Origin of the sequence: Paenibacillus sp. N3.4 (assembly GCF_008017805.1) — a bacterium.
GTDB lineage: Bacteria > Bacillota > Bacilli > Paenibacillales > NBRC-103111 > Paenibacillus_E.
The window spans coordinates 1-24,894 of record NZ_VRTT01000064.1; the positions used below are offsets into that span (position 1 = coordinate 1).

At 47.4% G+C, this 24,894-nt stretch carries 22 protein-coding genes and 1 pseudogene; 14 read left to right on the plus strand and 9 right to left on the minus strand.

Annotated elements, in window-relative coordinates; genetic code table 11:
* Positions 1-248 precede the first annotated feature (248 nt).
* The 5 genes from FU659_RS25725 (at position 249) to FU659_RS25745 (ending at position 4,798) form a co-directional block, all read left to right on the plus strand.
* Positions 249-986, plus strand: a complete 738-nt coding sequence (locus FU659_RS25725) for an ABC transporter ATP-binding protein (RefSeq protein WP_147950186.1) — start codon at positions 249-251, stop codon at positions 984-986.
* Complete coding sequence (locus FU659_RS25730; RefSeq protein WP_147950187.1) at positions 979-1,728, plus strand: ABC transporter permease; 750 nt, start codon at positions 979-981, stop codon at positions 1,726-1,728. Before FU659_RS25725 ends, FU659_RS25730 begins: the two co-directional genes overlap by 8 nt.
* Before the next feature lie 4 nt (positions 1,729-1,732).
* Positions 1,733-3,214, plus strand: coding sequence for a sensor histidine kinase (locus FU659_RS25735; RefSeq protein WP_147950188.1), 1,482 nt, complete (start codon positions 1,733-1,735; stop codon positions 3,212-3,214).
* Positions 3,211-3,900, plus strand: coding sequence for a response regulator transcription factor (locus tag FU659_RS25740; protein ID WP_147950189.1), 690 nt, complete (start codon positions 3,211-3,213; stop codon positions 3,898-3,900). Before FU659_RS25735 ends, FU659_RS25740 begins: the two co-directional genes overlap by 4 nt.
* A 223-nt stretch (positions 3,901-4,123) precedes the next feature.
* On the plus strand, positions 4,124-4,798 hold the full coding sequence (locus tag FU659_RS25745) for an MgtC/SapB family protein (protein ID WP_147950219.1): 675 nt from the start codon (positions 4,124-4,126) through the stop codon (positions 4,796-4,798).
* Positions 4,799-4,802: 4 nt separating this feature from the next.
* On the opposite strand, the gene FU659_RS25750 is transcribed toward FU659_RS25745, so the two are convergent.
* Positions 4,803-5,486 carry a hypothetical protein gene (locus FU659_RS25750; protein WP_147950190.1) on the minus strand — a complete coding sequence of 228 codons (684 nt, stop codon included), beginning with the start codon at positions 5,484-5,486 and terminating at the stop codon, positions 4,803-4,805.
* A 42-nt stretch (positions 5,487-5,528) separates the two neighbouring features.
* On the minus strand, positions 5,529-5,981 hold the full coding sequence (locus tag FU659_RS25755; protein ID WP_147950191.1) for a flavodoxin: 453 nt from the start codon (positions 5,979-5,981) through the stop codon (positions 5,529-5,531).
* Between the two features lie 276 nt (positions 5,982-6,257).
* Between FU659_RS25755 and FU659_RS25760 the strand changes: the two genes are divergently transcribed.
* Together FU659_RS25760 and FU659_RS25765 are read left to right on the plus strand one after the other, a co-directional pair.
* Entirely contained in the window at positions 6,258-7,094 is an 837-nt protein-coding gene (locus FU659_RS25760) for a TrmB family transcriptional regulator (RefSeq protein WP_187274398.1), read from the plus strand.
* Entirely contained in the window at positions 7,091-7,789 is a 699-nt protein-coding gene (locus tag FU659_RS25765; protein WP_147950193.1) for an HD domain-containing protein, read from the plus strand. The genes FU659_RS25760 and FU659_RS25765 overlap by 4 nt, the downstream gene beginning before the upstream one ends.
* A 211-nt stretch (positions 7,790-8,000) precedes the next feature.
* On the opposite strand, the gene FU659_RS35815 is transcribed toward FU659_RS25765, so the two are convergent.
* Positions 8,001-8,210: a hypothetical protein gene (locus FU659_RS35815; protein WP_187274399.1), complete on the minus strand. Its 210-nt coding sequence runs from the start codon at positions 8,208-8,210 to the stop codon at positions 8,001-8,003.
* A gap of 140 nt (positions 8,211-8,350) precedes the next feature.
* Between FU659_RS35815 and FU659_RS25770 the strand changes: the two genes are divergently transcribed.
* The 4 genes from FU659_RS25770 to FU659_RS25785 all read left to right on the plus strand — a co-directional run bounded on the left by FU659_RS25770 (position 8,351) and on the right by FU659_RS25785 (position 12,228).
* Positions 8,351-9,598: a DUF445 domain-containing protein gene (locus FU659_RS25770; protein WP_187274400.1), complete on the plus strand. Its 1,248-nt coding sequence runs from the start codon at positions 8,351-8,353 to the stop codon at positions 9,596-9,598.
* Positions 9,599-9,660: 62 nt separating this feature from the next.
* Positions 9,661-10,491 carry an ABC transporter ATP-binding protein gene (locus FU659_RS25775; protein ID WP_261808048.1) on the plus strand — a complete coding sequence of 277 codons (831 nt, stop codon included), beginning with the start codon at positions 9,661-9,663 and terminating at the stop codon, positions 10,489-10,491.
* Positions 10,424-11,188: an ABC transporter permease gene (locus FU659_RS25780; protein WP_147950196.1), complete on the plus strand. Its 765-nt coding sequence runs from the start codon at positions 10,424-10,426 to the stop codon at positions 11,186-11,188. The genes FU659_RS25775 and FU659_RS25780 overlap by 68 nt, the downstream gene beginning before the upstream one ends.
* A 14-nt stretch (positions 11,189-11,202) precedes the next feature.
* Positions 11,203-12,228 carry an ABC transporter substrate-binding protein gene (locus FU659_RS25785; protein ID WP_147950197.1) on the plus strand — a complete coding sequence of 342 codons (1,026 nt, stop codon included), beginning with the start codon at positions 11,203-11,205 and terminating at the stop codon, positions 12,226-12,228.
* A gap of 110 nt (positions 12,229-12,338) precedes the next feature.
* Here the strand turns inward: FU659_RS25785 and FU659_RS25790 are convergent, their stop codons facing one another.
* Complete coding sequence (locus FU659_RS25790; RefSeq protein ID WP_147950198.1) at positions 12,339-12,770, minus strand: bactofilin family protein; 432 nt, start codon at positions 12,768-12,770, stop codon at positions 12,339-12,341.
* A 17-nt stretch (positions 12,771-12,787) separates the two neighbouring features.
* A complete protein-coding gene (locus tag FU659_RS25795) occupies positions 12,788-13,699 on the minus strand; it encodes a M23 family metallopeptidase (RefSeq protein WP_261808049.1) in 912 nt (303 codons plus the stop codon).
* 512 nt (positions 13,700-14,211) lie between these two features.
* Here FU659_RS25795 and FU659_RS25800 point away from each other — a divergent pair.
* The gene (locus FU659_RS25800) at positions 14,212-15,435 is read left to right on the plus strand and encodes a WD40/YVTN/BNR-like repeat-containing protein (protein ID WP_261808050.1); all 1,224 of its coding nucleotides are present in this window, start codon (positions 14,212-14,214) and stop codon (positions 15,433-15,435) included.
* 603 nt (positions 15,436-16,038) lie between these two features.
* Here the strand turns inward: FU659_RS25800 and FU659_RS25805 are convergent.
* The 4 genes from FU659_RS25805 to FU659_RS25820 are packed head-to-tail and all read right to left on the minus strand — an operon-like array spanning position 16,039 to position 19,380.
* Positions 16,039-16,521 (minus strand): hypothetical protein, encoded by a 483-nt coding sequence (locus FU659_RS25805; protein WP_147950199.1) that lies wholly within the window; start codon positions 16,519-16,521, stop codon positions 16,039-16,041.
* Positions 16,522-16,545: 24 nt separating this feature from the next.
* A complete protein-coding gene (locus FU659_RS25810; protein ID WP_147950221.1) occupies positions 16,546-17,727 on the minus strand; it encodes an MGDG synthase family glycosyltransferase in 1,182 nt (393 codons plus the stop codon).
* A 52-nt stretch (positions 17,728-17,779) separates the two neighbouring features.
* Positions 17,780-18,361, minus strand: coding sequence for a thymidine kinase (locus FU659_RS25815; RefSeq protein WP_147950200.1), 582 nt, complete (start codon positions 18,359-18,361; stop codon positions 17,780-17,782).
* 41 nt (positions 18,362-18,402) lie between these two features.
* Positions 18,403-19,380, minus strand: coding sequence for an HD domain-containing protein (locus FU659_RS25820; protein WP_147950201.1), 978 nt, complete (start codon positions 19,378-19,380; stop codon positions 18,403-18,405).
* Positions 19,381-19,477: 97 nt separating this feature from the next.
* Between FU659_RS25820 and FU659_RS25825 the strand changes: the two genes are divergently transcribed.
* Both FU659_RS25825 and gltB read left to right on the plus strand, forming a co-directional pair.
* On the plus strand, positions 19,478-20,074 hold the full coding sequence (locus FU659_RS25825) for a YdcF family protein (protein WP_147950202.1): 597 nt from the start codon (positions 19,478-19,480) through the stop codon (positions 20,072-20,074).
* A gap of 203 nt (positions 20,075-20,277) precedes the next feature.
* Positions 20,278-24,869: pseudogene (gene gltB, locus FU659_RS25830) on the plus strand (glutamate synthase large subunit).
* Positions 24,870-24,894: the final 25 nt, after the last annotated feature.

Genomic DNA, 24,894 nt, shown 5'->3' on the forward strand with positions numbered 1-24,894 from the left:
ATTCACATTTCCGGTAAAGATGCACAAGGCGCAGCACATGATTTATTGCTGCAGGTTAATATGAGCCTATCTAGTTTGAATGCCACAACGCCGGATACGATTGATTTGAACGGGAAGCAAGTGGAGAATGTGAAGTTCGATGAAAAGTCTCATGTGAACTGGAGTGCTAAGCATTAGTAGAAGAAAGCAGTAGAGAGGCTAAGAAATGATCTTTGCTTCTCTATTTTCCTTAGAAGGGCGGCCTGGCTATGAAGCCTGTGGTGGAAATTAACAATCTTACGAAAATATATAAGAATAAACGCGGCATTCATCAAGTGAATATGACCGTACAGCAAGGCGATATTTATGGTTTTTTTGGGCCTAATGGGGCTGGTAAAACCTCAGTTATGAAAATCATGACCGGCTTGACCCGAGCGCAGGGGGGGAATGTTAAGCTTTTTGGTTATGACATTGCCACACAATATGAGCAGGCCATGGCGAAGGTTGGGGTGCTGATTGAAACAGCGGAGGCTTACACGTATATGAGCGGTAGACGTAATCTGGAACAGGCGGCCCGCTTTTATCCGGAGATCGGGAAGCAGCGAGTGGATGAGGTGCTCGAGATCGTTGGCTTAACTCCTTATCAGTACGAAAAAGTAGGGGGTTATTCGCTGGGCATGAAGCAGCGTCTCGGTCTCGCGGCAGCGATGCTATCCAAGCCGGAACTGCTCATCCTTGATGAGCCAACGAATGGGCTCGATATTGAAGGGATGGTCCATATCCGTGAAATCATCATGCGTCTCGCCCAAGAAGAACAAATTACATTTTTGGTTTCCAGTCATTTGATCCATGAGATGGAGCTGATGTGTAATCGGATGGGAATTATTCATCAAGGAAAACTTGTGCGGGAAGGACTCGTCGCTGATCTCGTGAAGGGAAGCGCAACACTGGAAGAGGCGTACTTGCGGGAAATTAATGAAGTAAGGAGGATCGCTGCACATGCATAGCCTAACTGCCAACGTTTGGAATGAAACGATCAAAATCGCATCGAAGAAGAAGACGATCTTTTTTCTCGCGGTCCTACTTCTTCTCCCTATTATCGCCGGTCTTTTGCTGGCGCGTCTCCAAAGCGGTATAGGTATCGGGGCGATTACTTCGCAGGATTTTCCCATCCTTATGCTCGGTTTATTTACTAGTATATTCCTCCCTCTTTTTATATTTACAGGTGCCGCGGATGTATTCTCTGGCGAGATGGGTGATCGTACAATGAAAAATACATTGACGCGTCCAATTTCTCGATTTAACGTGTTTGCATCTAAACAGATCGCTTTAGGCATCTATATTGTGCTCTATTTATTCGTAGCCTTGCTGGCTTCCGCTATTTCTACATTGCTGTTCCAACAGGTGGGCGGCTTGCGTGCTGTATTCAACTGGTTTTTGGCGTATGGTTCATCTGTAGTTCCTCTCCTCACACTAAGTCTATTAGCGGTTTGTCTTGCGCAGTTTTTTTCCAGCAGCAGCTCATCTTTGACAGTGAGTATTCTATTATATTTGGTGTTAAAGGTAGCGGCTTTTGTCATTCCGCAGCTTGCAACTTACTCACCAGCGGCCTATACGGATTGGCATTTACTTTGGATTGGCAGCTCGATGGCTGTAGGCAAGATCAGCAGTATCTTTATGTTTTTAGTTGCGTGTAGTATATTGTTTTTTACAGCAGGATTTTATGTATTCGATAAAAAGGAGATCTGAACCGATGTCGATTCGCTTACGGCTGGTGCTTTCTTATATAGCCATGCTGCTTGTACCGCTTGTGCTTTCAGGGCTAGCCATAATACTAATCAGCATCGCTACCTTAGGTAATTTAAAATCTGTGTTTCAGGTCGATTTTTCTCAAGGCAATCCGATCAAGCGCGTCGTCGATCAGGAATTGGAAAACGTCGCTTATATGAAAGCTAAGATGGATGTAGAACCGGACATTTTTTTGGACCCTACGTTCGTGAAAGATTTGGAAGAGCGATTCCATAAAATTAATATGGGACTCATCATTCGCAAGGATAAAGAGATCACCTATATCTCTCCATATTTAAAGCAAGGAGAGGCTGAGAATACAACGATGCTGCCTGTTTTTGGCACTTCATCCGGTCAGTTTCAGCGAAATCAAGGTTCTTTATGGATAACGCGGCAGCAGGATTTCTTATTCTCCGATAAGAGTAAAGGCTCGGTCTTCGTTTTTCTGGATGGTAGTCCTTTTCAGAAGTACCTTCATCAGTTTTCCAAGTCGGTGATTGTTACGTTCATTCTCATACTCATAGGTACGAACGGCATTCTGACTTATTTCGTTTCCCGCAGCATCATCAGACCCCTGCGAGAGCTTAAACGAGCAGCGGAAGAAATCAAAGAAGGCAATCTGGATTTCGAGGTCGTATCGAGTTCCGATGATGAAATCGGTGAGCTCAGTACTGCCTTTGAGGAAATGCGCCGCAGACTCAAGAGATCCGTTGAGGTTCAGCTGCAATATGAAGAAAACCGGAAAGAGCTTATATCCAACATCTCACATGATCTCAAAACGCCGGTAACCGCGATTAAAGGTTATGTGGAAGGGATTATAGACGGAGTGTCCAACTCGCCGGATAAACTGGATAAATATGTTCGTACCATTTACAACAAAGCTGCTGACATGGATCGGCTTATCGATGAACTTTTTCTGTTTTCCAAGCTTGATCTGGGCAAAGTGTCCTTTTATTTCGAAATCGTCGACTTAGGACAATACGTGCAGGATTGCGCACAGGAATTACAATTTGATATGGAGAAAAAAGGTGTTAAATTTGTGCTGGATGAGCTTCCAAAGTCACCACTGCTCGTTACGGCCGACCGCGAAAAGCTTAAACGCGTTCTCCTGAACATTATCGAAAATGCGGTTAAATATAGTGATGAAGACAACTGTCGCATCACACTTAATGTGAAAGAGTATGATGGTTATGCCATCGTTGAAATAAAAGACAGCGGTCAAGGTATTTCCGAAGAAGCGCTGCCTCATATTTTCGATCGATTTTACCGGGCCGACCCTTCACGCAATACGATGACAGGAGGGAGTGGACTCGGACTCGCCATTGCCAAACAGATTATGGAGGAGCATGGGGGGAGAATCGGAGCTACCAGTTTATTAGGGCGCGGTACAACTATTTACATGGCATTACCTGTAAGCAATCGCAAGCAAGGGGAGAATGAAGGATGAATCGCATTTTGATCATAGAGGATGAGCAGAGTATCGCTGAGCTGGAGCGGGACTATTTGGAAATCAACGGCTATGAGGTAGATATTGAAAATAGTGGCGACAAAGGGCTTCAAAGAGCACTCTCCAATCATTATGATTTAATCATTCTCGACCTCATGCTTCCTAAAGTAGATGGCTTTGAAATTTGCCGTAGAATCCGTAGTGAGAAGGACATTCCGATCGTGATGGTTTCGGCTAAGAAGGAAGACATCGATAAGATTCGCGGTCTCGGTCTTGGTGCTGACGACTATATTATCAAGCCATTCAGCCCCAGTGAGATGGTTGCCAGAGTGAAGGCTCATTTAGCCCGCTATGAGCGTTTGATGGGGAAACGCGAGTTCAAGAACGATGAAGTCCGTATTCGCGGCTTGATGATTGATAAAAGCGCGCGCCGCGTCTTCGTGAATGAGAAGGAAGTCGTTTTCACGACGAAAGAGTTCGATTTGCTTACTCACTTAGCGACGAATCCGAATCGTGTTTACAGTAAGGATCAGCTTTTTGACCTTCTATGGGGGATGGATTCAATGGGAGAAATTGCTACTGTCACCGTACACATTCGTAAATTAAGAGAGAAAATAGAACAAGATCCGTCCAACCCACAGTATATCGAAACGATTTGGGGAGCAGGGTATCGCTTCCGCATATAAGGAATAGGAAACTACGCTAGAAGCGCTTTGCTTCTGACGTAGTTTTTTTGTGTAATTTTTATTGGTTTTCACAATCAAAAAGGGAATTGAAAATGATAGGTTGACTTCTATGTTATAGTTTACATAAGAGAAATATTAATATATTGTAAAGGTTACTTTAATTATCACGTGGTCAATAACAACTGTGGCTGTCGCATAAAAGGAGAAATGATAGATGCAAGCAATAGATTTTCATATTTTATTAAAATTAGGGATTTCGGCTATTTTCGGTTTAATTATTGGTCTGGAAAGAGAGGTTCGCAATAAACCTCTCGGTTTGAAAACATCGTTAGTCATCTGTTTAAGCAGTTGTTTGCTAACCATCGTCTCGATAGAATCAGCCAATAAATATGCGGTTGCGGGACTGCATGTGATGGATCCGATGCGGCTTGCGGCGCAAGTAGTGAGTGGAATCGGGTTTCTCGGGGCTGGGGTTATACTTCGAAAGCATAATGATGTCATTATAGGTTTGACGACCGCCGCCATGATCTGGGGAGCAGCAGGCCTTGGGATCGCAGTTGGAGCGGGGTTCTTTGTTGAAGCTTTTTTTGGACTGGTGCTTATTATGATTAGCGTGATCGTTCTGCCATACTATATTAAAAAAATGGGTCCTAGACCTTTGATTATGAAAGATTTGCGAGTAAGGCTGGTTGTATCCCATGACGGGAATTTAACGACAATCATTAAGGACATTATTGCAAAAGGGTATAAAATGAAGAGTGTTCATATCAAGGAGCTCAACCAAGAGCAGCAGGAGTTGAACTTTATCGTGTTCATTGATCGAAAATATGCGTCCGAAGTGTATGATGAGCTCAAAAGTATGGCTTACATTGAGATCGCCGAAGTCGAAACATTGTAGGTTTTCAATTTAAATGCAGTTGCTGTTGTTTGGACTCATACAGGCAGCTAGCAACTAATTTCATATAATCATAGGAGGATGAGATGTTTTCGCGATGAGGCCGATAACTATATACATTGTCGCTTAACATCGAGTAGACTTCGATTCTGTCGGGTATGTGTCCGAAAGCATGCAAGCAAAAAACAGCAGTCATATGTACAAATGTGGATATCAGTGTTACCTGATCCTCAACGATGAATTTCTGAATGACGAGACCGGACGCTTCTGAAGCAGGAGGCATAAAGGCAACTTGAAAAATCATGGACAACTCTACATTCAACGGAGGGATGGTTGATCTCCATTGTTCAAATAGAAGAATCGGATGAATGCTGCAAGGCATTTGTTTCACATACTTGGTTAGATTATCAATAACAAGCTGTTTGCAAGCTTTGAAATGGGCAAAGGACTCAAATTTGTAATGCCGATTCGTCCATCGATTCTCTACCAAGGCAGCGACACATTCGGCTGTGCGCTGTTCCTGAGGTAAGGCGTAGAGATCGTGAATGACGTAATTTACTGCGTATTGTACTAACTGAGACCACTTCACATCTTTTTTCGGCTGCTTGCTTGGCCTGGAATCTATCGTTTGAAGGCGATCAACCATGAACGCCTCCAGCTTGTAATCCTCGATTAACCTGATGTCAGACATACCTGTTGCTCCTTCCCGATCCTTCCACTATGCCGATATCAATTAGTTTATAACGCCAAGTGAAGCTGCGAACTTCTTGCCGAACTCCAAGCAAAATAGCTTTTCTTCTTTAGAGGGGTTCAATTCGATTTTCAAACCATCCAACACTTTCTCAGCGCCAATTTCAGCCAACTTAGCTTCAAGCGTGTCTACGGCGGCGCCAAATTGTGCATAAGAGGAATCAGCAGATCCAAATACCGCGGATTTGCGTCCTTGCAGATTCAAATCATCCATTTCTTCGTAGAAATCTTCAAATTCATCCGGCAGATCGCCATCGCCCCATGTATATGCACCAAGCAGAACGCCGTCATAGTTCGCCAATTCCTGACCGTTCGCATCCATAACGGACTTCACAGTAGGCTCAATCCCTGCTTCTCTTATGCCGTCAGCAATCGCTTCTGCGATCTCTTCCGTATTTCCTGACATACTTGCATATACAATAATGATTTTCGACACAGGTATCCCTCCACTGTTTTATAGTATGTATTCATGTTTTATCGTTGTATCATAGCCATCCTCATATTATTTGATAATGATTATCATTGTCAACAACAAAATGAAAATAATGCTGCAGATGTCGGGCCGTTCGAATAAATGGCTGAACATTTTTGACCGATAAGTTGGCTGAATTCAACTGAATTTTCAGGAAAATGTTGTCGGAGTTTAAGAAATGATTTATAGTAGTTTTAATGAGGACTACTATAAATCATACTTATGAAAAGAGGAGCCGATATGGAGGATGTTTTGCTGCATTTGAGAAATCTAGGCTTTACGGAGCTTGAAGCCAAGTGCCTGCACGTACTGGCGGTTAGCGGCACGCAGACGGGTTACGAAATCGCCAAGCAGCTTGGCGTTTCACGCTCGAACGTTTACTCCGCGCTCCAAAAGCTCGCGGAGAAGGGGGCGCTGCTCACCAGTCATGGTGAGCCGACGCATTATCAGAGCGTGCCGATCGAGGAAATCGGCGAGCGTATTGAAGCGGAGCTGCAGGCATCGATCCGCTACGTGAAGGCGCATATGCCCAAGCAAGAGGCACACCGTTCTGAGTACTTCAGCCTAGAGGGAGACACGAAGGTTGTTGAGCGCATTCGTACAGAGCTGAGAAAGGCGAAGGAAGAGGTGCTTTGCGATCTGTGGTCGGAAGAAACGGAGCTGCTGAAGCAAGATTTGCGTTATGGCCAAGAGAATGGCTTGAACTTGCTAGTCTCGACCAAAGGTGAAGTTGAACTGCCGGCTGGCGTACATCAGTTCACACATGGACGCGAAGAGGTTTGGCAGGAACGCAGCGGGCGGAAGTTCACTTTGCTGCTGGATCGCAAACTGGCGATTATTGGGACGCGAGGTGGCGGGGAGCCGACACTGGCGATGCTGACAGAACATCCTGCAATGGTAGAGCAGCTGCTCAATAGTTTTTTTCAACATTTGGTTATTTATGAGCTTAAGCGGGATATGGGATCAAAGCTGGAAGATAAGTACGGGAAAAACTTCAAAAAAATGATTCAGAAGTACACAGAGGTTAAAGAACTGGATGCTAAGCCACTCGAAGAAAAGAGGAAAAAGAAGAAATGAAACCGAGCGAAGAGAGTCAGAATCCTAAGATAGAGCAAGAGCTTCTTGCTGAGCAGAGGGATATTCTGCTCGCTGCTGAAGATCTTGTGAAGGCAAAGCTGGAACGCGATAGCAGCGGGCACGACTGGTGGCATATTTATCGCGTTGTGCAAACGACAAGGCGTATCGCCGCACAAGAAGGCGCTGACCGCTTCGTATGCGAGCTGGCTGCACTGCTTCACGACGTTGTCGACGAGAAGCTGAACGCCGACCCCGCCGCTGCGCAGCGGGATTTGGAGGCATGGCTCGCCGCCAGCGGTACGCCGGCGGCACAAGTGCAGCACGTGCTGGAGATCATCAGCACGATGTCGTTCAAGGGCGGCGCGCGACCGCCGATGCGCACGCTGGAAGGCAAGGTCGTGCAGGATGCCGACCGGCTGGATGCTATAGGCGCGGTAGGCATATCGCGCGTGTTCGCTTATTCGGGCTGGAAGGGACGCCCGATTCACGATCCTTCCGTCATCCCACGCGAGCAGATGACGGAAGCGGAGTATCGCGGTGGAAACGATACCGCGATCAATCATTTTTATGAGAAGCTCCTTAAGCTGAAGGAGCTTATGAATACAGCCTACGCCAAGCAGTTGGCCGAGGAGCGGCATCGATTCATGGAACAGTATCTGGAACAATTCTACGCAGAATGGGAAGGCGAGCGATAAGGTTTAACAGTAAAGAAGGACTGGTCTTCTCCCATAAGGGGAAGTCAGTCCTTTGCTTCATCTAAACGATGGTTTCGTCAGTGAGCAGTTGGGCAGGGCCAAAATTTCCACATTATAGGTCGCCAGCTTATGTAGGAAATAGCATGTTTCAGGTAAGTGATGTTCAAGGAATCGCAACGTAAGCCGACTGAGCAATTCGGTATGTTGATATTCACGAATGACGCAGGATACGCAAATACTCCGCATTTTCTAGGAGAGTACCGTTAAAATAAACAGGTGTCAGCGAGAGGATGACTTTGTTTTGAATGCGTAAGTACTGCATGTACCCTTCAAACTGGCAGTAGGCAAGCACAACAGGGTAAATGTCCCTTGATAGCTGAATCATGGTATCGGATGAAAGAGGCAGTTCTGGATTGGTCATTAAGATGCGATTGCGCAGTCATATGGGGCAACATGAAAGTGTATTCAACAAATAAAGGATCAAGAACGGTTTTCGTCGCATTTTGTGATAAAATAGAACGAAGGATTCATCCACTACGACTAGAAAGAGATGTTACCACTATGAAAAGAGAAGCAAAGTATATAGCGACAGTATCTTTAGGTGTTATGGGCGTTGGTTTTGCAGCTACCCTTCCCTTTTCTTCAAGCTTATGGGGGGGCTTTTTGCAAGGTGGCTTTGAAGCAGGCGTCGTTGGCGGTCTTGCGGACTGGTTTGCGGTCAGCGCGCTATTTCGACATCCGTTAGGTATTCCGATTCCACATACGGCTTTATTGCCGAAAAATCGCGAAAAAATTACGAAAGCCCTTGTATCTACCGTTGAAAATGAACTATTGTCGAAAGAGACCATTCGCGCAAGATTGCAGCAAATTCGTTTCTTGGACCGCGGATTGGAATTGGCTGAGTCGCATTTGGACAATGAAGCGCTTCACAAGGGAATCACAATGCTGGCGAAGCAAGCTTTGCAAGCGATTGACTTGGAGAAATTAACACCGCTGTTAGCGGAGGAAATTCGCAAAGCACTGCAGGATGTGGATACAAGCCGACTTGTTCGTACGATTGTCGATAGCATTATAGAGGGCGGTTATGACAGCAAGACCTTTGATTTCGTTATTGATAAAGTCGAAGCATGGGCGATTAAATCGGAAACGCGGGATCAACTGGGCGGCATGGCGGTCAAAGCGTTTGAGGGATTGCAGTCCAATGGCTTCATGGCTTTCGCAGTCAACGCCTTTATGGGGATGGTTAGTGAGGAGAAGCTCGGCAACATTATTCAAAACTTCTTGTTATCCTATATCGAACAGATGAGAACGAAGAACCATCCACGCAGGGATGCGGTTCTTGGCTTTATTCGCAGTGAGCTTGGCAAGCTGGAGCGCAATCCGCGGCTTTTGGCGGAAATGGAAGGTTTGAAAGGCAAGCTGCCGGATATGTTCGAGCTTGATGACAAAATCTCGGGCCTCTTGAAGCGATTAAAGGAAAAGGCAGAGGAATTTGTAGATCAGCCGCATTTTGTTCCTCAGTATGTCGTACCGATGATTCGCAAAATAATCGTTTCTGTGCAAGCAAACGCGGATTTATTACAACGTGGAGAGAGCTGGATTCAACACCAAATTGTTGCCTATCTAGAGCAAAACCATAGTAAAATCGGCCAACTTGTGAAAGAAAATTTGGACAAGTTGAACAACGATAAACTGATCGAGCTGATGGAAGATAAGATTGGCAAGGACCTACAGTGGATTCGAGTGAACGGTGCCATATGCGGATTCATCATCGGGCTTGGCTTGGCCGGGTTAAAGATGCTTTTCTAAGATCAACTGCGTGCAGGCAGGGAAGGACAACGACGGGACATGCCCGAGTGGAGGTACTCATTTTGATTGGAGTCAGCAAGACGTTTGTCCAGCGGATAGGCGGCAGCTACCAGGCGTTGGACCATATTTCGTTAACGATTGGAAAAGGGGAGTTTGTCTCCCTACTTGGGCCTTCCGGCTGTGGAAAGTCAACCGTTTTGAATCTGGTGGCAGGCTTCGATACGCTTAGTGAGGGAACAATCGAGGTCAATGGGAAAAAGGTAACCGGACCTGGAGCAGACCGTGTCGTTGTCTTCCAAGAACATGGTTTGTTTCCATGGCTCACGGTGCTGGACAATGTCGCTTTCGGATTGAAGCAGAAAGGCATGGCCAAGAAAGAACGCCATGAGCTGGCCGTGGAGCACATTAAATCGGTCCACCTTAGCCGCTTTGCCGACCGTTATCCGCATGAGCTGTCCGGTGGCATGAAGCAGCGGGCGGCTATTGCTCGGGCACTTGCGATGGACCCAGAGATTTTGCTCATGGACGAGCCTTTCGCGGCTTTGGATGAGCAGACACGTCTCATTTTGCATAAAGAATTAGAAGAAATCTGGATGCGTACGCGCAAAACGATCCTCTTTATTACCCATAACATTCGGGAAGCGGTGATCCTGTCGGATCGCGTATTCGTCATGTCAACTCGTCCCGGCACGATTAAGAAGGAATTTGCGGTGAAAGCCGCAAGACCTCGCGAGAGCGCTGATACCGTGCTTCATCATGTCGAGAATTCGATCATGGATGCATTAGCGGATGAATTGGAGAAAGTGGTAAGGGAGGAGACTGGCGATGAGTACATCATTAAGAAGAACGATTTTTCTGGTACTGCTTCTGATAGCGTGGGAGGCGGGATTTAGGATATTTGGTTGGGGATGGAAATTCCCTTCAGTCACCCAGACGCTGCAAGCCTTTTATGACGGATTGGTACATGGGGAATTGCTGCCAGCAACGGGTGCCAGTATGATTCGATTGTTGATTTCTTTTGCGTTGTCTCTGCTGATTGGCACAACATTAGGATTCTTGTTTGCGCGCTACCGGTTATTGGATGATACGCTTGGCTTTGTGGTTGTTGCGCTGCAAACGATTCCAAGTATTGCTTGGCTGCCTTTTGCTATTATTTGGTTCGGTCTTAACGAATCTTCAGTCATTTTCATTACTACGCTTGGAGCTACATGGACGATGGCGTTGGCTAGCCGTACCGGGATTAAGAACATCCCGCCGATTTATTTGCGCGCCGCGCAGACGATGGGAACGGGCAATGGCTTGAATCTTTTCGTGCAGGTGATGATTCCTGCGGCGTTCCCTCATTTGATCAACGGTGTCCGTACGGCTTGGGCGTTCGCATGGCGTGCGCTTGTTGCCGGTGAGCTTATCGCCAAAGGAGCGGGCCTAGGACAACTGCTGCAGGACGGTCGTAATCTTGGAGATACGTCACTGATGTTATGTATTGTAATCATCATTGCCGTGCTGGGAACGGTTTCTGACCACTTCTGCTTTAAGAAACTCGAAGATAAAGTGCTGGAGCGCTATGGCCTCGCAGGCTCGAAGTCGTAGTGGAGGCGCATCGGATGAGAAAATGGATAGGTTTGCTGACACTGCTGTTACTGTTGTCCTCTTTGTTAAGCGCTTGCGGGGAAGCGCTCACGTCGACAGGTAAGGCTAAGAAAGTACGTCTTGGCGTATTCAAAAATGTGACGCACGCCGCGGCTTACATCGCTCTGGAAAAAGGCTATTTCGCCAAAGAGTGGGGGAGCGATGTCGAAATCGAGGTCACAGCCTTTGATAACGGATCCGACTTATCCATCGCGATGTCGACAGGCGATATCGATGTGGGCTTTGTTGGACCTGGACCTGCCACGACGTTCTTTTTGAAAAGCAACAATTATCGGGTCGTTTCTGGTTCTAATAATGGCGGCGCGGTGCTTGTAGCACGGAATGGTGCAGGAATTAATGGCGTTAAAGATTTAGCGAATAAAACAATCGCGATTCCGTCCAAAGGAAACACCAACGAAATTTCGCTGCGCATGCTGCTTAAACAAGGTGGTGTGCAGGTAGGGAAGTCAGTGAACGACGCTCACCTCATTGTACGCTCTCCCTCTGATACGCTTATTTCTTTCCGGCAGCAGGAGATCGATGCTACACTCGTACCCGAACCATGGGGCACACAATTGGAAAAGGCCGGACTCGGCAAGGTTATTGTTGACTGGCAGGCTATACCGCCGAACAATGGCGATTATCCTACGGTTATCATGGTGGCGAGCGACGAGTTTATCGCGCATCATCGAGATATGGTAAAAGGAGCCATCAAAGCGAATATGGATGGCATCGCATTCATCCAAAATAGTCCGGATCAAGCTTATGACCTCATCAACAATCAGTTAAAGAAATATAGCGGAAAAGGGATGGACAAAAGCTTGATTAAAGCTTCCCTTAGTCGTTTGAAGCTGACCACAGATGTGAACATCAAGGTGATGGAGATGATGGCGAAAGTTTCTATTGAGGCCCGATACATTAAGGGCATAAAGGAAGATGAGCTTGATCTTAGCAGCTTCGTTGACTTATCCATGCTCAATGAAGTGAAGAATGGAAAGTAAAGAATAGGCTAGTGGTAGATCCATGGAAAACGCCCTGATGAATGAAGCGGCTTAGAGGCTTCATCATTCATCAGGGCGTTTCTTTACATGGAAACAAAGCTAGTTCTTACTTAATTGCCTCCTGATGCAGCCTGCTGCTCCGTTTTTTGCTGCTTATGCGCTTTAGCGTCAATGACTTTGCCGCCGCTGCCTCTTTCAGTCGCGGATGCGAGGCTCATGGCGCTGCTGCCTTGGAAAATGCCACCATCGTGGATAATGAAGGAGCGTACATCAATATTGCCAACCAATACACCCGAGCTGGTTACGATCAGTTTGCCTTTGGTATGGATATTGCCTTTCACCTTGCCGGCAACGATGACATCACGGGCATGGATATTCGATTGCACAACAGCGTTCTCGCCAATGGTAATATCTCCTGCACATTCAATGTCGCCATTGAGTTGGCCTTCGATGCGGAGGCTGGCCTCGGACATGATTTTACCTTCACATATCGTGCTTGCACCAATTAATGTGTCTGTTGCCTTGGTGTCGATACGCTTCATTTTAGAACCTCCGAGCATTAGCGTTCATCCTTTCTATCGGTAAGAAGATAAGGGAAGGGGTCAATCTGAATGCCATTCTTGTGAACTTCGTAATGCAGATGGGAGCCCGTACTTCGTCCTGTTGTTCCGACAAGGCCGATCTGTTGTCCTTTCGTAACGGAATCTCCACGTTTGACGAGCATCTTGTTCAAATGCATATACTCCGTTTCTATGCCGCGTGAGTGATCGACAATAATATGATTTCCGTGATCGTTGTCGAAGCCGGCTTCGATTACCTTACCCGCTGCTGTCACATAGACGGCATCATTCATCTCCCCATCAAGATCAATTCCCGCGTGCATGGCAGGTTTTAAGGTGAAGGGGTCTTTCCGTATGCCAAATACCGATGTAATTCGGTGTGTGACAGTTGGCCAAAGTGTCGGCGTTATGTTGCGCAGACGTTCGGCCTCTTGCAGCCTGGCTTCCGATTCACTCAGATTAGAGAGGAGAGCGTTGATGTCTCCGACTAATGAGGAAAGTCCCTGCTTGGTGCTCGTAACGAGCATGGACACCTCTTGTGAGGTGACGGGCACTTCGGTGCCGCCAACACTCGAGCTGGCCGCATTGGAGGAAGCAGAACTCGAACCGAGGTTCAAACCGGCTGATTTTTTGCTCGTCCCACCTGGCGCTCCTGTTTGACTCATTAGTTGAATCACATGATCCAATTTTTTAATTTCTTCCAGCTTCGCTTTGAATTCATCTGCTTGCTGTGACAAGTCAATCAAATTAGTTTGAAGCTGCTCAAGTTCGCTATTTTTAAGTGAAATTTGATCAACCAGTTGGCGTTCTTGTCCATCAAACGATTGCTGCATGTTGACTTTCGTTTGAAGGAAGTAAGTGTTCATGAAGTTAATCTTGACAAAAAATCCAATCAGCACGAGTAGGATCACGCTGGGCACAACATATAGGCTGCTGTGTGGAAGCTTGATTCTTACGGTTCGGCGGTTGCGCCCGGAATGATCATTAAGGTGAATTCTTTTTTACCCCATATGAATCTCAACCGATCCTCTTCCTTTCCGTAACAAAGTCCCCCTCCTTGCTTCGATTGTATTCGTCTAAGGGATGAGTCATGCCTATTTTTCGTTTATATTTTGGAAAAGTGTGACTCATAAGACGAGAGGTTTATTGGAAAAAGTTACATGAGTTACTCAGCTAAGGGACATTCTAATAAGACACATTGACCGTGGATTAAGCCGTAAATTTGGCTATAGGCAATGGACGACTTATATGCAGGAAGCAACGAAAAGAAAGAAAGGCAGGCAGTTACGATATCTAGAAATGGTTCAAATTATTGTTGACTGGGGTAGTAAATACAGTGGTCATGAAAGGAAGTTATAACTTTTGGGATAGTCATCACGTCTATGTAGATGTTAATTAGTCTAAGAAAGACTTTTTAGCAGAAGTGATTGAACAGAAGGGTGTGAATGTGCCAATGATAAGAACATCGATGAAAGTGTTAGCACTTTCTCTCTTCGTGCTCACAGGATGTGAGCAGTCCTCAGGAACAACAAGCGGGGCAGCGACATCGGATCGGGCAGCCACAACACAATCGACAGCCCCGGTTACAACTGCGGCACCAGCGACCGCTAAGCCTACAACAGAAGGTTCAGGAAAGCTTAACGAGGCTCCTTCCAAAGCAGCAATGAGTCTGATAACAGCAGTGAGACTGGCCGATGCCAAATCGGGCTGGATTGGGGGTAAGGGCTGGATCGCGCGAACGGATGATAGTGGGAGCAAGTGGCAGGTTCAATATGAAGGCGCTGGAGAAGTTAAACAGTTGTTTGCATTAAATGCTCAAGAGGCTTGGGCTGCGATGGGTGAGGAAGGCAAGCTGCTTCACACAAAGAATGGCGGAAAGAACTGGTCTTCGGTTGGCAAGGTGCCGAATAGCGCATTTTTTCACTTTGTGACGCAGCAGGAAGCATTCAGCGGGAACGCCCGAACGGTGGATGGTGGCGTGAAATGGTCTTCTTTGCCAGTGCCTGAAGGGATCACAGGAGATGCTTATTTTCATGACAAAGACAATGGTTGGGTCGTCAAGCAGGTGAAGGACGTTCTTGAAGTGGAACGTACACAGGATGGAGGTAAAACGTGGCATACGGTGTTGTCACGCAAAAGCGCTGCTCCCCTGAACGGGGTTGTGATACGTTCTGCAGGTGCAAACGATGCCTGGATCGAGCTGATTGGTGACTCCGGGATGACGCAAACCTCGTACTCGCTCTTCCACACGAAGGATGGCGGTAAGAACTGGCAAACCGTCCTTGCCAATAGTACGGCAGGTGGCGGTCCGGCGCCGGGATTTCCTTTGGGCGATACGGGAGGCCCCAAAAATACAGGAACGAAGCCCGGACCTCTCTACGTCGTCAGCCCCGATGTAGCTTTCATGGGCGGTCAGTGCCCAAGCTGCGATAAGCCTAACACCGTTGGGTGGACGAAGGACGGAGGCAAGACATGGGTGAACGGTAAGGAAGCGTTCAGCGGATATGGTCCGCTTCAGCTAGCTATGGCTGATGCGAACGGAGGCTGGCTTATCACGAATGACAATGAACAGCCAAGTGTGATGTACACCACCGGAAACGGTGGGGTGAACTGGAAAAAGGCGCATACATTTGATGCACCGAAGTGAAAGGCGCGCTTACAGTGTGAGCCTCGCGGAAACGCGAGGTCTTGCCCTGAAGGCGCGTTTTATTCTTTTGGTAATCGGGAGGAGAACTTCATTTTATACATGGTTGAGAATTTGAGTGAGTTTAGTGCTTGCAGTGTTTGGACGGTGTTGAGTGTGTTGAGTGTGTTGAGTGCGTGTAGCTGTAAGACCCCGACTTCAGTGCATGGGATTCTATTAGCGGATCTGTAAGCTCGAAAACCCTTCTTACATACGGCCGCGATCTTATCAGAGGCTCTGTAAGCTCGGAAAACCTTCTTACAAACCACCGTGATCCTATGAGCGGCTCTGTAAGCCCGAAAACCAGCCTTACGGGTTCTGAAAAAGAGGAAGTTGATAGAAAAGACAGTTGTAAGCTCGGAAAACCTTCTTACAAACCGCCGTGATCTTATGAGCGGCTCTGTAAGCTCGAAAACCAGCCTTACGGGTTCTGAAAAAGAGAAGGCAACAAATGGGGAGTTCACAATTGGAAAATAGAGGCATCTATGACCCATACCCATAGCGTACAACGGAAGCAGACATAGGCATTACGAACATCATGTTCTAAGGTAATTTCACGTCGCACGGCTACTTCGGCTGATCATTCCCCTTATTCCCATTATTTCCACTATTCCCACTGAAAAAGGTTGTCGTTAGATCACGGATTTTCTCCATGAATTTTCCGTAGCCGTAGCCGGTAAGAAAGGCTACACTGATACGCGCGGCCATCGAGTCGCCGACCTGCAGCAGCAGAATGCCGCTCTCGAACAAAACGATCGTGATGATTGCTGAACCAAAGCAAAGCACAGGACGCATGACATACCAATATACCCACTGAGTAGTAAGGTCATTGTAATGCTCATGAAACATGCGAAGTCCATAAAGCGCTCCGCCTAAAGCGCCGGCGAAGCCAAAGCTTAGATAGTCACTGTACTGAACAATGTTGATGCCAAGCAGTTTGCCCTGAGGGGAGCCACTTCCGAGGAGAGCCATCATCCATAGACTGCCAACGAACCAAATCAGTAAGTATGCGAAGATGAATTGCTTGCCTAGTCGATGAAGTGGGTCCATAAATAAACACCGCCCTACATATGGTTAATACCATTGTATGAGCGGTGTTGTGGTTGATGCCTGAATGTAAGGGCGACTCTCCGATAACTTTAAGTACTGAATAATCGTACTGGAGCAATCCTGCGAACTGTAATTGTGATGATGACGAATGTCGGATCGACGTTTCGAGAGTTCAGACCGCTGTTCAAGAAGAAGCTTGAACCAGTGATCAATCATTTCGAGCGAAGTGATCATCTGACCATGCCCTTGCTCTTGAAAGTATTGACAATTCTTCTCTTCCTGACCTGGGATAGGACTGTAGAACAGCATGGGAATCCCCTTGGCCATGGCTTCGGTACAAGTCATTCCGCCAGGTTTCGTAATTAACAAGTCAGAGATATCCATAAGCTTGTTGATCTCACTTGTGTAACCGATTAGATGCACGTTCGGCTGCCGAAATACATCCTCTTCGTGCAGCTGCTGGCGCGCCTTCTCATTTGTACCTAGACAGATCAGAAGCTGAATGTCCTTGCTCCAGCTAGCGAGGTAAGTCAAAAGCTCTTCTTTCTCTTGCTTCTTGAAAACACCCCAACCGCCCCCCATGACCATTACGGTAGGCATGGCTTTAAGTCCGAAATCGCTGCGGATCTGCTCCTTGCTGTGCTCCAGACGGAAGTTTGGATGCACGGGGATGCCGGTTACTTCAACATGTGATTCGGGCACACCGCGACCAATAAGTCTTTCACGTACTAACGGAGTTGAAACAAGGTATTTATCGACAGCAGGATCTACCCAAGTGCCATGAACGTCGTAGTCGGTTATGATCGTGAAAAGAGGGACTGCCAATCCAGCTCGCTTGAGACGAGAGACGATGATGCTCGGAAAAGGATGCGTGCATACGATGATGTCGGGCTTTAATTGCTTGATAATCGCTTTCGTTTGCGAATAAAAAATACGATGCAATACGAGACCTGCAACTCGATTCAATGATTTTTCATATTGATTGCGGTAAAGCATACCATAAAGTTTGGGTTGTGAAGTAACCGTGCGGCGGTATGCAGAGAAGATCCAAGGTGCTATGGTAGGATGCAAAAAAGCACCGAGCTCGATCACGCGTGTGATGACTTCGGCAGAGTTTTGTCGAAGCGCGACAGACAGCGCATGAGCGGCTTGCGTATGGCCTTTCCCGAAGCCCTCGGATAGGAGCAAAATCCGTTTTTTTCGCAAGGAAGTCACCTTTCTTTGTAAAACCTTATCTTTTTGTGCCATAGACAGGAATTTATCCTACGTCCGCTGCCAACTTCTTCTTGGAAGCATAACATTTACGACACACGGGCACATAGCTCTCATTACCGCCAATTTGAATTTGTTCACCATGAAAGATCGGTTCTCCGTCTTTGCAGCGCATATTCATAATGGCCTTTTTGTCGCAATACCAGCAAACGGTTTTGATCTCTTCAATTGTATCCGCGACAGCTAGGAGAGCATTGCTTCCTTGAAATAGTTGTCCCATGAAATCGGCTCTAAGCCCATAGGCAATGACGGGAATATCCAAATCATCAACAATTTCGATTAATTGACGGACTTGTTCTTGATTCAGGAATTGCGCCTCGTCCACAAGAATACAGTTGGGCTGCTCCGCATTCGCCAGTGCAATCATATCCAAATGCTCATCGACGACGATTGCATTTTTTTGCATGCCAATCCTGGAGACGACCTTGCCTACACCGAAGCGATCATCCACTACAGGAGTGAGAAGCAGAACTTTCTTCCCTTGCTCTTCGTAGTTGTGGGCTACGCGAAGGACTTCAATAGATTTGCCGCTATTCATCGTACCGTAACGAAAATATAATTTTGCCAAGCTGAGCCAGTCTCCTCTGTGAATGTAATGAATGCAAGCATTTATATGGTGAAAAAGTAAGTGGCGGTCATAGCATCAAGCTCAGCCAATTTGACGGCGGCTCGAAAACTCGTTTCAGAAGCAGGCTTATCGCCGATAAGCGGCTGTTTCTTATAGGGCTTGCGAATTTGCACCTCAATACTGCCCGGTATAGGTTCCCCGGTTATTTGGATGCGATGAGGCTCGTACATCAGGACATGCATGATTTCTTTAGCAACCTTATTGTTGCTCTGTAAAAGCTCTTGAACCAATTCATGGTCCATGAGGGAAGGGATGCGATCCTTCATGTCAGGGTTTGCCTCACAATGATGAGCAGCCGCTTTGGCTAGCAGAGCATCCATGGCCAGAAACTGCGGATGCAGGAAAAGACGATGGTCTTCAACAACAGCATGTACAAGTGCCGCCGCTGTATCTTCTTCCGCTTCTAAGTAAAAGCCTCGCAGGTGAAGGTTCCGAACAAGTTCAGAAGGCGGCATCATTTGTTGTCCGGCATAATACGTATCTCTTAGAAAGCTGTCTAGATGATCAAGTCCGAGCAGAGACGTTTTGTTCGTCAGGGGACTGTCTTGATTTAAAATAGACACAATGGAAGCCGGCGCAATCTGGTGCTTAATAAGAATATCGGCGATCACGCCACCGAGAATCAATTGTTCCGTATGTTGATGATGGTCATAACCAAGTGTTCGCTCAACAGCATGGGAAAAGGGCAAGTGCCCGATATCATGCAAAAGCGCAGCAATACGAAGCAGCGGCTCTTCAGGGCAAAAATGAACCATTAAAGACCAAACACCAACCGTATGTTCAAATCGTGAATGTGTCATGGGTGAAAAAAGCGCAGATGCGCCGAAGTGATGCAGATACTTCAGACGGCGAACCGGCTGCGACCGGAAAAGCTCAACTTCAACCGGATGAGCCTTCATGTGCCATTGGTACAGAGGCTCCCATATCATACCGGTCGAGAAAGTATGCTGTATACTCAAAACAGAGTTCCTCCTAGTTGTGAATCTGGGTGTAGGTTCATTGCAGCGGCATTAGCTATCATAGCATGAAACATAGAAAGTTTGCTATCATGAGACTATGAAAAAGAAACTCCAAACGTGCCTGTGGGCAGCAGCCGCTTTGTTCCTTATTGCTCTTCTTTACTTTGTTCTTATGAGCTGGAAAGTTAACTATACTTGGAAACATTCCCAAGGAACTCCCAGCGATTGCTTGATTATTCTCGGTGCTGCTGTGTGGGACGGGAAACCGAGTCCGGCATTGCGTGAACGATTAGATATCGCAGTGGAGGCTTATCGCCGAGGATTAGCACCTAATATTATCGCATCAGGAGGTAAAAGTGAAAGCGAGCCATCCGAAGCGGAAACGATGCAGAAATATCTAATGGAGAAGGGAGTTCCGAAGGAAGCGATTCTTTTGGAAGACCAATCTCGGAGCACAATGGAGAATTTAGAGAATAGTCAAAAAATTATGAAAGAAAAGGGATTCCATAAAGCGGTTATTGTTACGCATGGTTTTCATGCCTACCGTGCATCATTGATGGCCAAAAGTTTAGGTATCTCCTCGACCGTCGAGCCTGTTCAGATACGCCCTAGGGCACTGACCTATTATACGCTTCGGGAGTGCGGGGGGATCGCTGTTTTCACATTGGGACGGATCGGAAATCTACTAGAATGAAAGGGTTTTCAATATATTTATTTTTAAATTGAACTATAGGATTTCAAGTGTTAATATAATAGAAAAAATATTGAGAATATTTCATCAAATCGTTTGCATGGGCGAAGGGTGAAAGGCGCACCAGTGTATGATGCTTATTTAGTACGTTAACGCGGATATCTGACAAAGGATGTCCAAAAACGAGGGAAGAAAGGTTGCAAAACATGACTAAAAATGGATTACCTCCCAAACAGGGATTGTACGACCCTCAGTTTGAGCATGATGCGTGCGGGATTGGCTTCGTTGCTCATATCAAAGGTGTCAAATCTCATGAAATCGTCAAGCAAGCGCTTCGTGTACTTTGCAATTTAGATCATCGGGGCGGTCAGGGTTGTGAACAGAATACGGGAGATGGAGCCGGTATTCTTATGCAAATCCCGGATGCGTATCTGCAATCCGCTTGTGAGCAACAAAATATGAAGCTCCCGACAGCTGGCAGCTATGGCGTAGGGATGGTCTACTTACCGCAGAATTTGGAGGCTCGTCAAGCCTGTGAAAGTACGATTGAACGTATTGTTAATCAAGAGGGGCAGCAATTCCTTGGCTGGAGAACCGTGCCAACCGATAACAGCTCTTTGGGAGATTCCGCGAAGTCGGCAGAACCTTTCGTACGACAAGTATTTATTGAGCAAAGCACCGATGTGAAGAGCAATTTGGATTTTGAACGCAAGTTATATATCATTCGTAAGCTTTCTGAAAACGCTATCAGGTTGTCCCACCCCAATTCGCAATTTTATTATTCCAGCTTATCTAGCAGAACAATTGTGTATAAAGGAATGCTGACACCGGAGCAAGTGGACGCCTATTACCTTGAATTGCAAGATGAAAAGGTCGACTCTGCACTCGCTCTCGTACACTCTCGTTTCAGTACAAACACATTCCCAAGCTGGGAACGCGCTCATCCTTATCGTTATTTAATCCATAATGGTGAAATCAATACCTTGCGCGGCAATGTGAACTGGATGCATGCGCGTCAGGCCATGTGTGACTCCGATTTGTTTGGCGAAGATTTCAAACGCATCCTCCCCGTCATCGATACGGACGGCTCCGATTCGCAAATGTTCGATAACACCTTGGAATTCCTCATGCTTTCCGGCCGTTCTTTGCCGCATGCGGCGATGATGATGGTTCCGGAGCCTTGGTCTAAGCATGAGACGATGGACGATGAGAAAAAAGCATTCTATGAGTACCACAGCACATTAATGGAGCCATGGGACGGTCCGGCGGCGATTGCCTTTACAGATGGCAGTCAAATCGGCGCTATCCTTGACCGTAATGGTTTGCGTCCATCCCGTTATTACGTGACGACGGACGATTTCATTGTATTAGCCTCCGAAGTTGGTGTCCTCGATATTCCGCCAGAGCGTATTCTGTACAAAGAACGACTAAGACCGGGACGCATGCTGCTCGTTGATACAGTTGAAGGCCGCATCGTTGCTGATGAGGAAATCAAAAGCCGTATCGCCGGAGAACAGCCTTATCGTGATTGGTTGAATGAGCATCTTGTTTCCCTAGAAGATCTAGAAGAAGCCGAGATCGTGATCGGTTCCGATCCAGAGACGGTGCTTCAGCGTCAACAGGCATTCGGCTATACCTTCGAACAGCTGCGTAAAATCCTGGAGCCTATGGCCAAAACGGGTGTAGATCCGATCGGTTCCATGGGTACCGATACACCGCTTGCCGTGCTTTCCGATCGTCCTCAACTGCTGTATAACTATTTCAAGCAGCTATTCGCACAAGTAACGAACCCTCCAATTGATGCAAACTTCGAAGAAATTATTACGGCGCAAGGCACAACGATTGGGCCCGAGCGTAACTTGATTCATCCTGAACCGGAAAGCTGTCGACAAATTCGTCTAAAATCGCCGTTCCTTTCCAATGAAGAGCTGGCGAAGCTTCGATATATTGGGCGGGATGGTTTCAAAACCATTACGCTGTCAATCTTGTTTGAGGCTGCGCAAGCACCCAAGGCTTGGAAAGCGCAATGCAAGCATTATATACGGCAGCCGATCAAGCGATTGCGGGCGGCGCTTCGCTCTTAATTCTCTCCGATCGCGGCGTAGATAGCCTTAAGGCTCCGATTCCTGCACTGCTCGCAACTTCCGGTCTGCACCATCATTTAATTCGCGAAGGCACGCGCACCAAAGTCAGCTTGCTTGTTGAGTCGGGTGAACCGCGAGAAGTGCACCATTTTGCCTTGCTGCTTGGTTATGGAGCAGGCGCCATCAATCCGTACCTGGCTTTGGAAACATTGGATGATATGATCCGTCGTAAGCAGCTTGTCGGCGTCGATCATGAGAAAGCAATCTACAACTACATTAAAGCGGTCACGAAAGGCGTAGTCAAAGTCCTGGCCAAAATGGGAATATCTACAATTCAAAGTTATCGTGGCGCACAAATTTTCGAAGCGATTGGCCTTAGCCAAGCACTAGTTGATACGTATTTCACATGGACGTATACGCCTGTCGGCGGTATTGGCCTTGATATCGTGGCGCAGGAAGCCTTAATTCGCCATAATCGGGCTTTCTCCGAGCAGGCGGGACGCGATCGTGTTCTGGATACTGGCGGCGATTTGCAGTGGCGTAAAGATGGGGAAGAGCATCTGTATACACCGCAAACAGTGCATGCTCTGCAAACGGCTGTCCGAACGAACAGTTACGATATGTTTAAAAGCTTTGCGAAGCTGGTCAAGCGCGAGGATGAGAAATATATGGCCCTTCGCGGACTTCTTAGCTTCAAGCAAGGACGCGTGGCGATCCCGATCGAAGAGGTAGAGCCGATCGAGTCGATCTTTAAGCGCTTCAAGACGGGAGCCATGTCTTATGGCTCGATCAGCAAAGAAGCGCACGAAACGATTGCGATTGCGATGAACCGCATCGGCGGCAAGAGCAACACCGGCGAGGGAGGCGAGCATCCGGAGCGTTTCACGCCGGATGCGAATGGCGACCTTCGCCGCAGCGCCATCAAGCAGGTGGCGTCAGGCCGCTTCGGCGTCACTAGCCATTATCTCGTCAACGCAGACGAGATTCAGATCAAAATGGCGCAGGGCGCCAAGCCCGGCGAGGGCGGTCAGCTGCCGGGAACCAAAGTGTACCCTTGGGTCGCGGAGGTTCGCGGAGTTACACCGGGCGTCGGATTGATTTCACCTCCGCCGCATCATGATATTTATTCGATCGAGGATCTGGCTGAGCTGATCCACGATCTCAAGAATGCCAACCCACGGGCACGGATCAGCGTGAAGCTGGTATCGGAGGTTGGTGTTGGCACCATCGCTGCCGGCGTAGCCAAAGGGAAAGCAGACGTTGTCCTGATCTCAGGCTACGACGGTGGAACAGGCGCGTCGCCGCAGACGAGTATTCGTCACGCGGGACTGCCGTGGGAGCTCGGTCTGGCGGAGACGCATCAGACACTCGTACTCAACAATTTGCGCAGCCGTATCGTCGTCGAGACGGATGGCAAGCTGATGACAGGGCGCGATGTCGTGGTGGCGGCCTTATTGGGGGCTGAGGAGTTCGGCTTCGCGACAACTCCGCTGATTACAATTGGCTGCGTGATGATGCGCGTCTGCCATTTGGATACATGTCCGGTTGGCGTTGCTACGCAAAATCCCGAGCTTCGGAAGAAATTTGCCGGAGATCCGCAGCATGTGGTTAATTTCATGACATTCATCGCTAATGAAGTGCGTGAACTGATGGCTGAGCTCGGCTTCCGTACCATTGAAGAGATGGTCGGACGCACGGATGTGCTGGAGTCCAAGCAAGCCGTTGAGCACTGGAAAGCCAAGGGAATTGATTTGTCACTGCTTCTGCACCAACCTGACATGGGGGACGAAGTCGGCCGCTTCTGCCAAATGCAGCAGGATCATGGTCTGGACCGCTCTTTGGATGTTACGAAGCTGCTTGAAATTTGTGAACCTGCCATTGCACGCAAAGCGCATGTTCATGCGATGCTGCCAATTACGAACGTTAATCGTGTTGTTGGCACAATAGTAGGAAGTGAAGTGACTCGTCGTCATGGTGTAGAGGGGTTGCCTCATGATACGATTCGACTTCACTTTAATGGTTCCGCAGGTCAAAGCTTCGGTGCTTTCATACCGAAGGGGATGACGCTTTCTTTGGAAGGCGACGCGAATGACTATGTAGGTAAAGGTTTGTCGGGTGGTAAACTAGTGATTTTCCCATCCAGCAAGTCGGCTTTTGTGCCTGAGGAAAACATCATCATTGGAAATACGGCTTTCTATGGAGCAACCGATGGGGATGCTTATATCCGAGGTATAGCAGGCGAACGGTTCTGTGTGAGAAACAGCGGTGTACGCGCCGTTGTGGAAGGTGTAGGCGACCATGGCTGTGAATATATGACAGGAGGCCGCGTTGTCGTCCTGGGCTCCACAGGGCGCAACTTCGCCGCAGGGATGTCTGGCGGTATCGCTTATGTGCTTGATGAGCAAGGCGATTTTGCCAATAAGGTGAACAAAGAGATGGTCCTCCTTGAACAGTTGGAAGAAACGTACGAAATGAACGAGCTGAAAACGATGATTCAGCATCATGCTACATTTACGGATAGCAGCGTGGCCCACCAGATTATGAATCACTGGGATGAGTACGTTTGGAAGTTCGTGAAGGTTATACCGAAGGACTACAAACGGATGTTTGATGCCATCGAGAAGGTGAAACGATCGGGACTTAGCCAACAAGAAGCCATCATGGTTGCTTTCGAGGCGAATATGAAGGACGTTTCCCGCGTCGGCGGAAACTAACTAATCTCAGGAGGGTTAAACATTA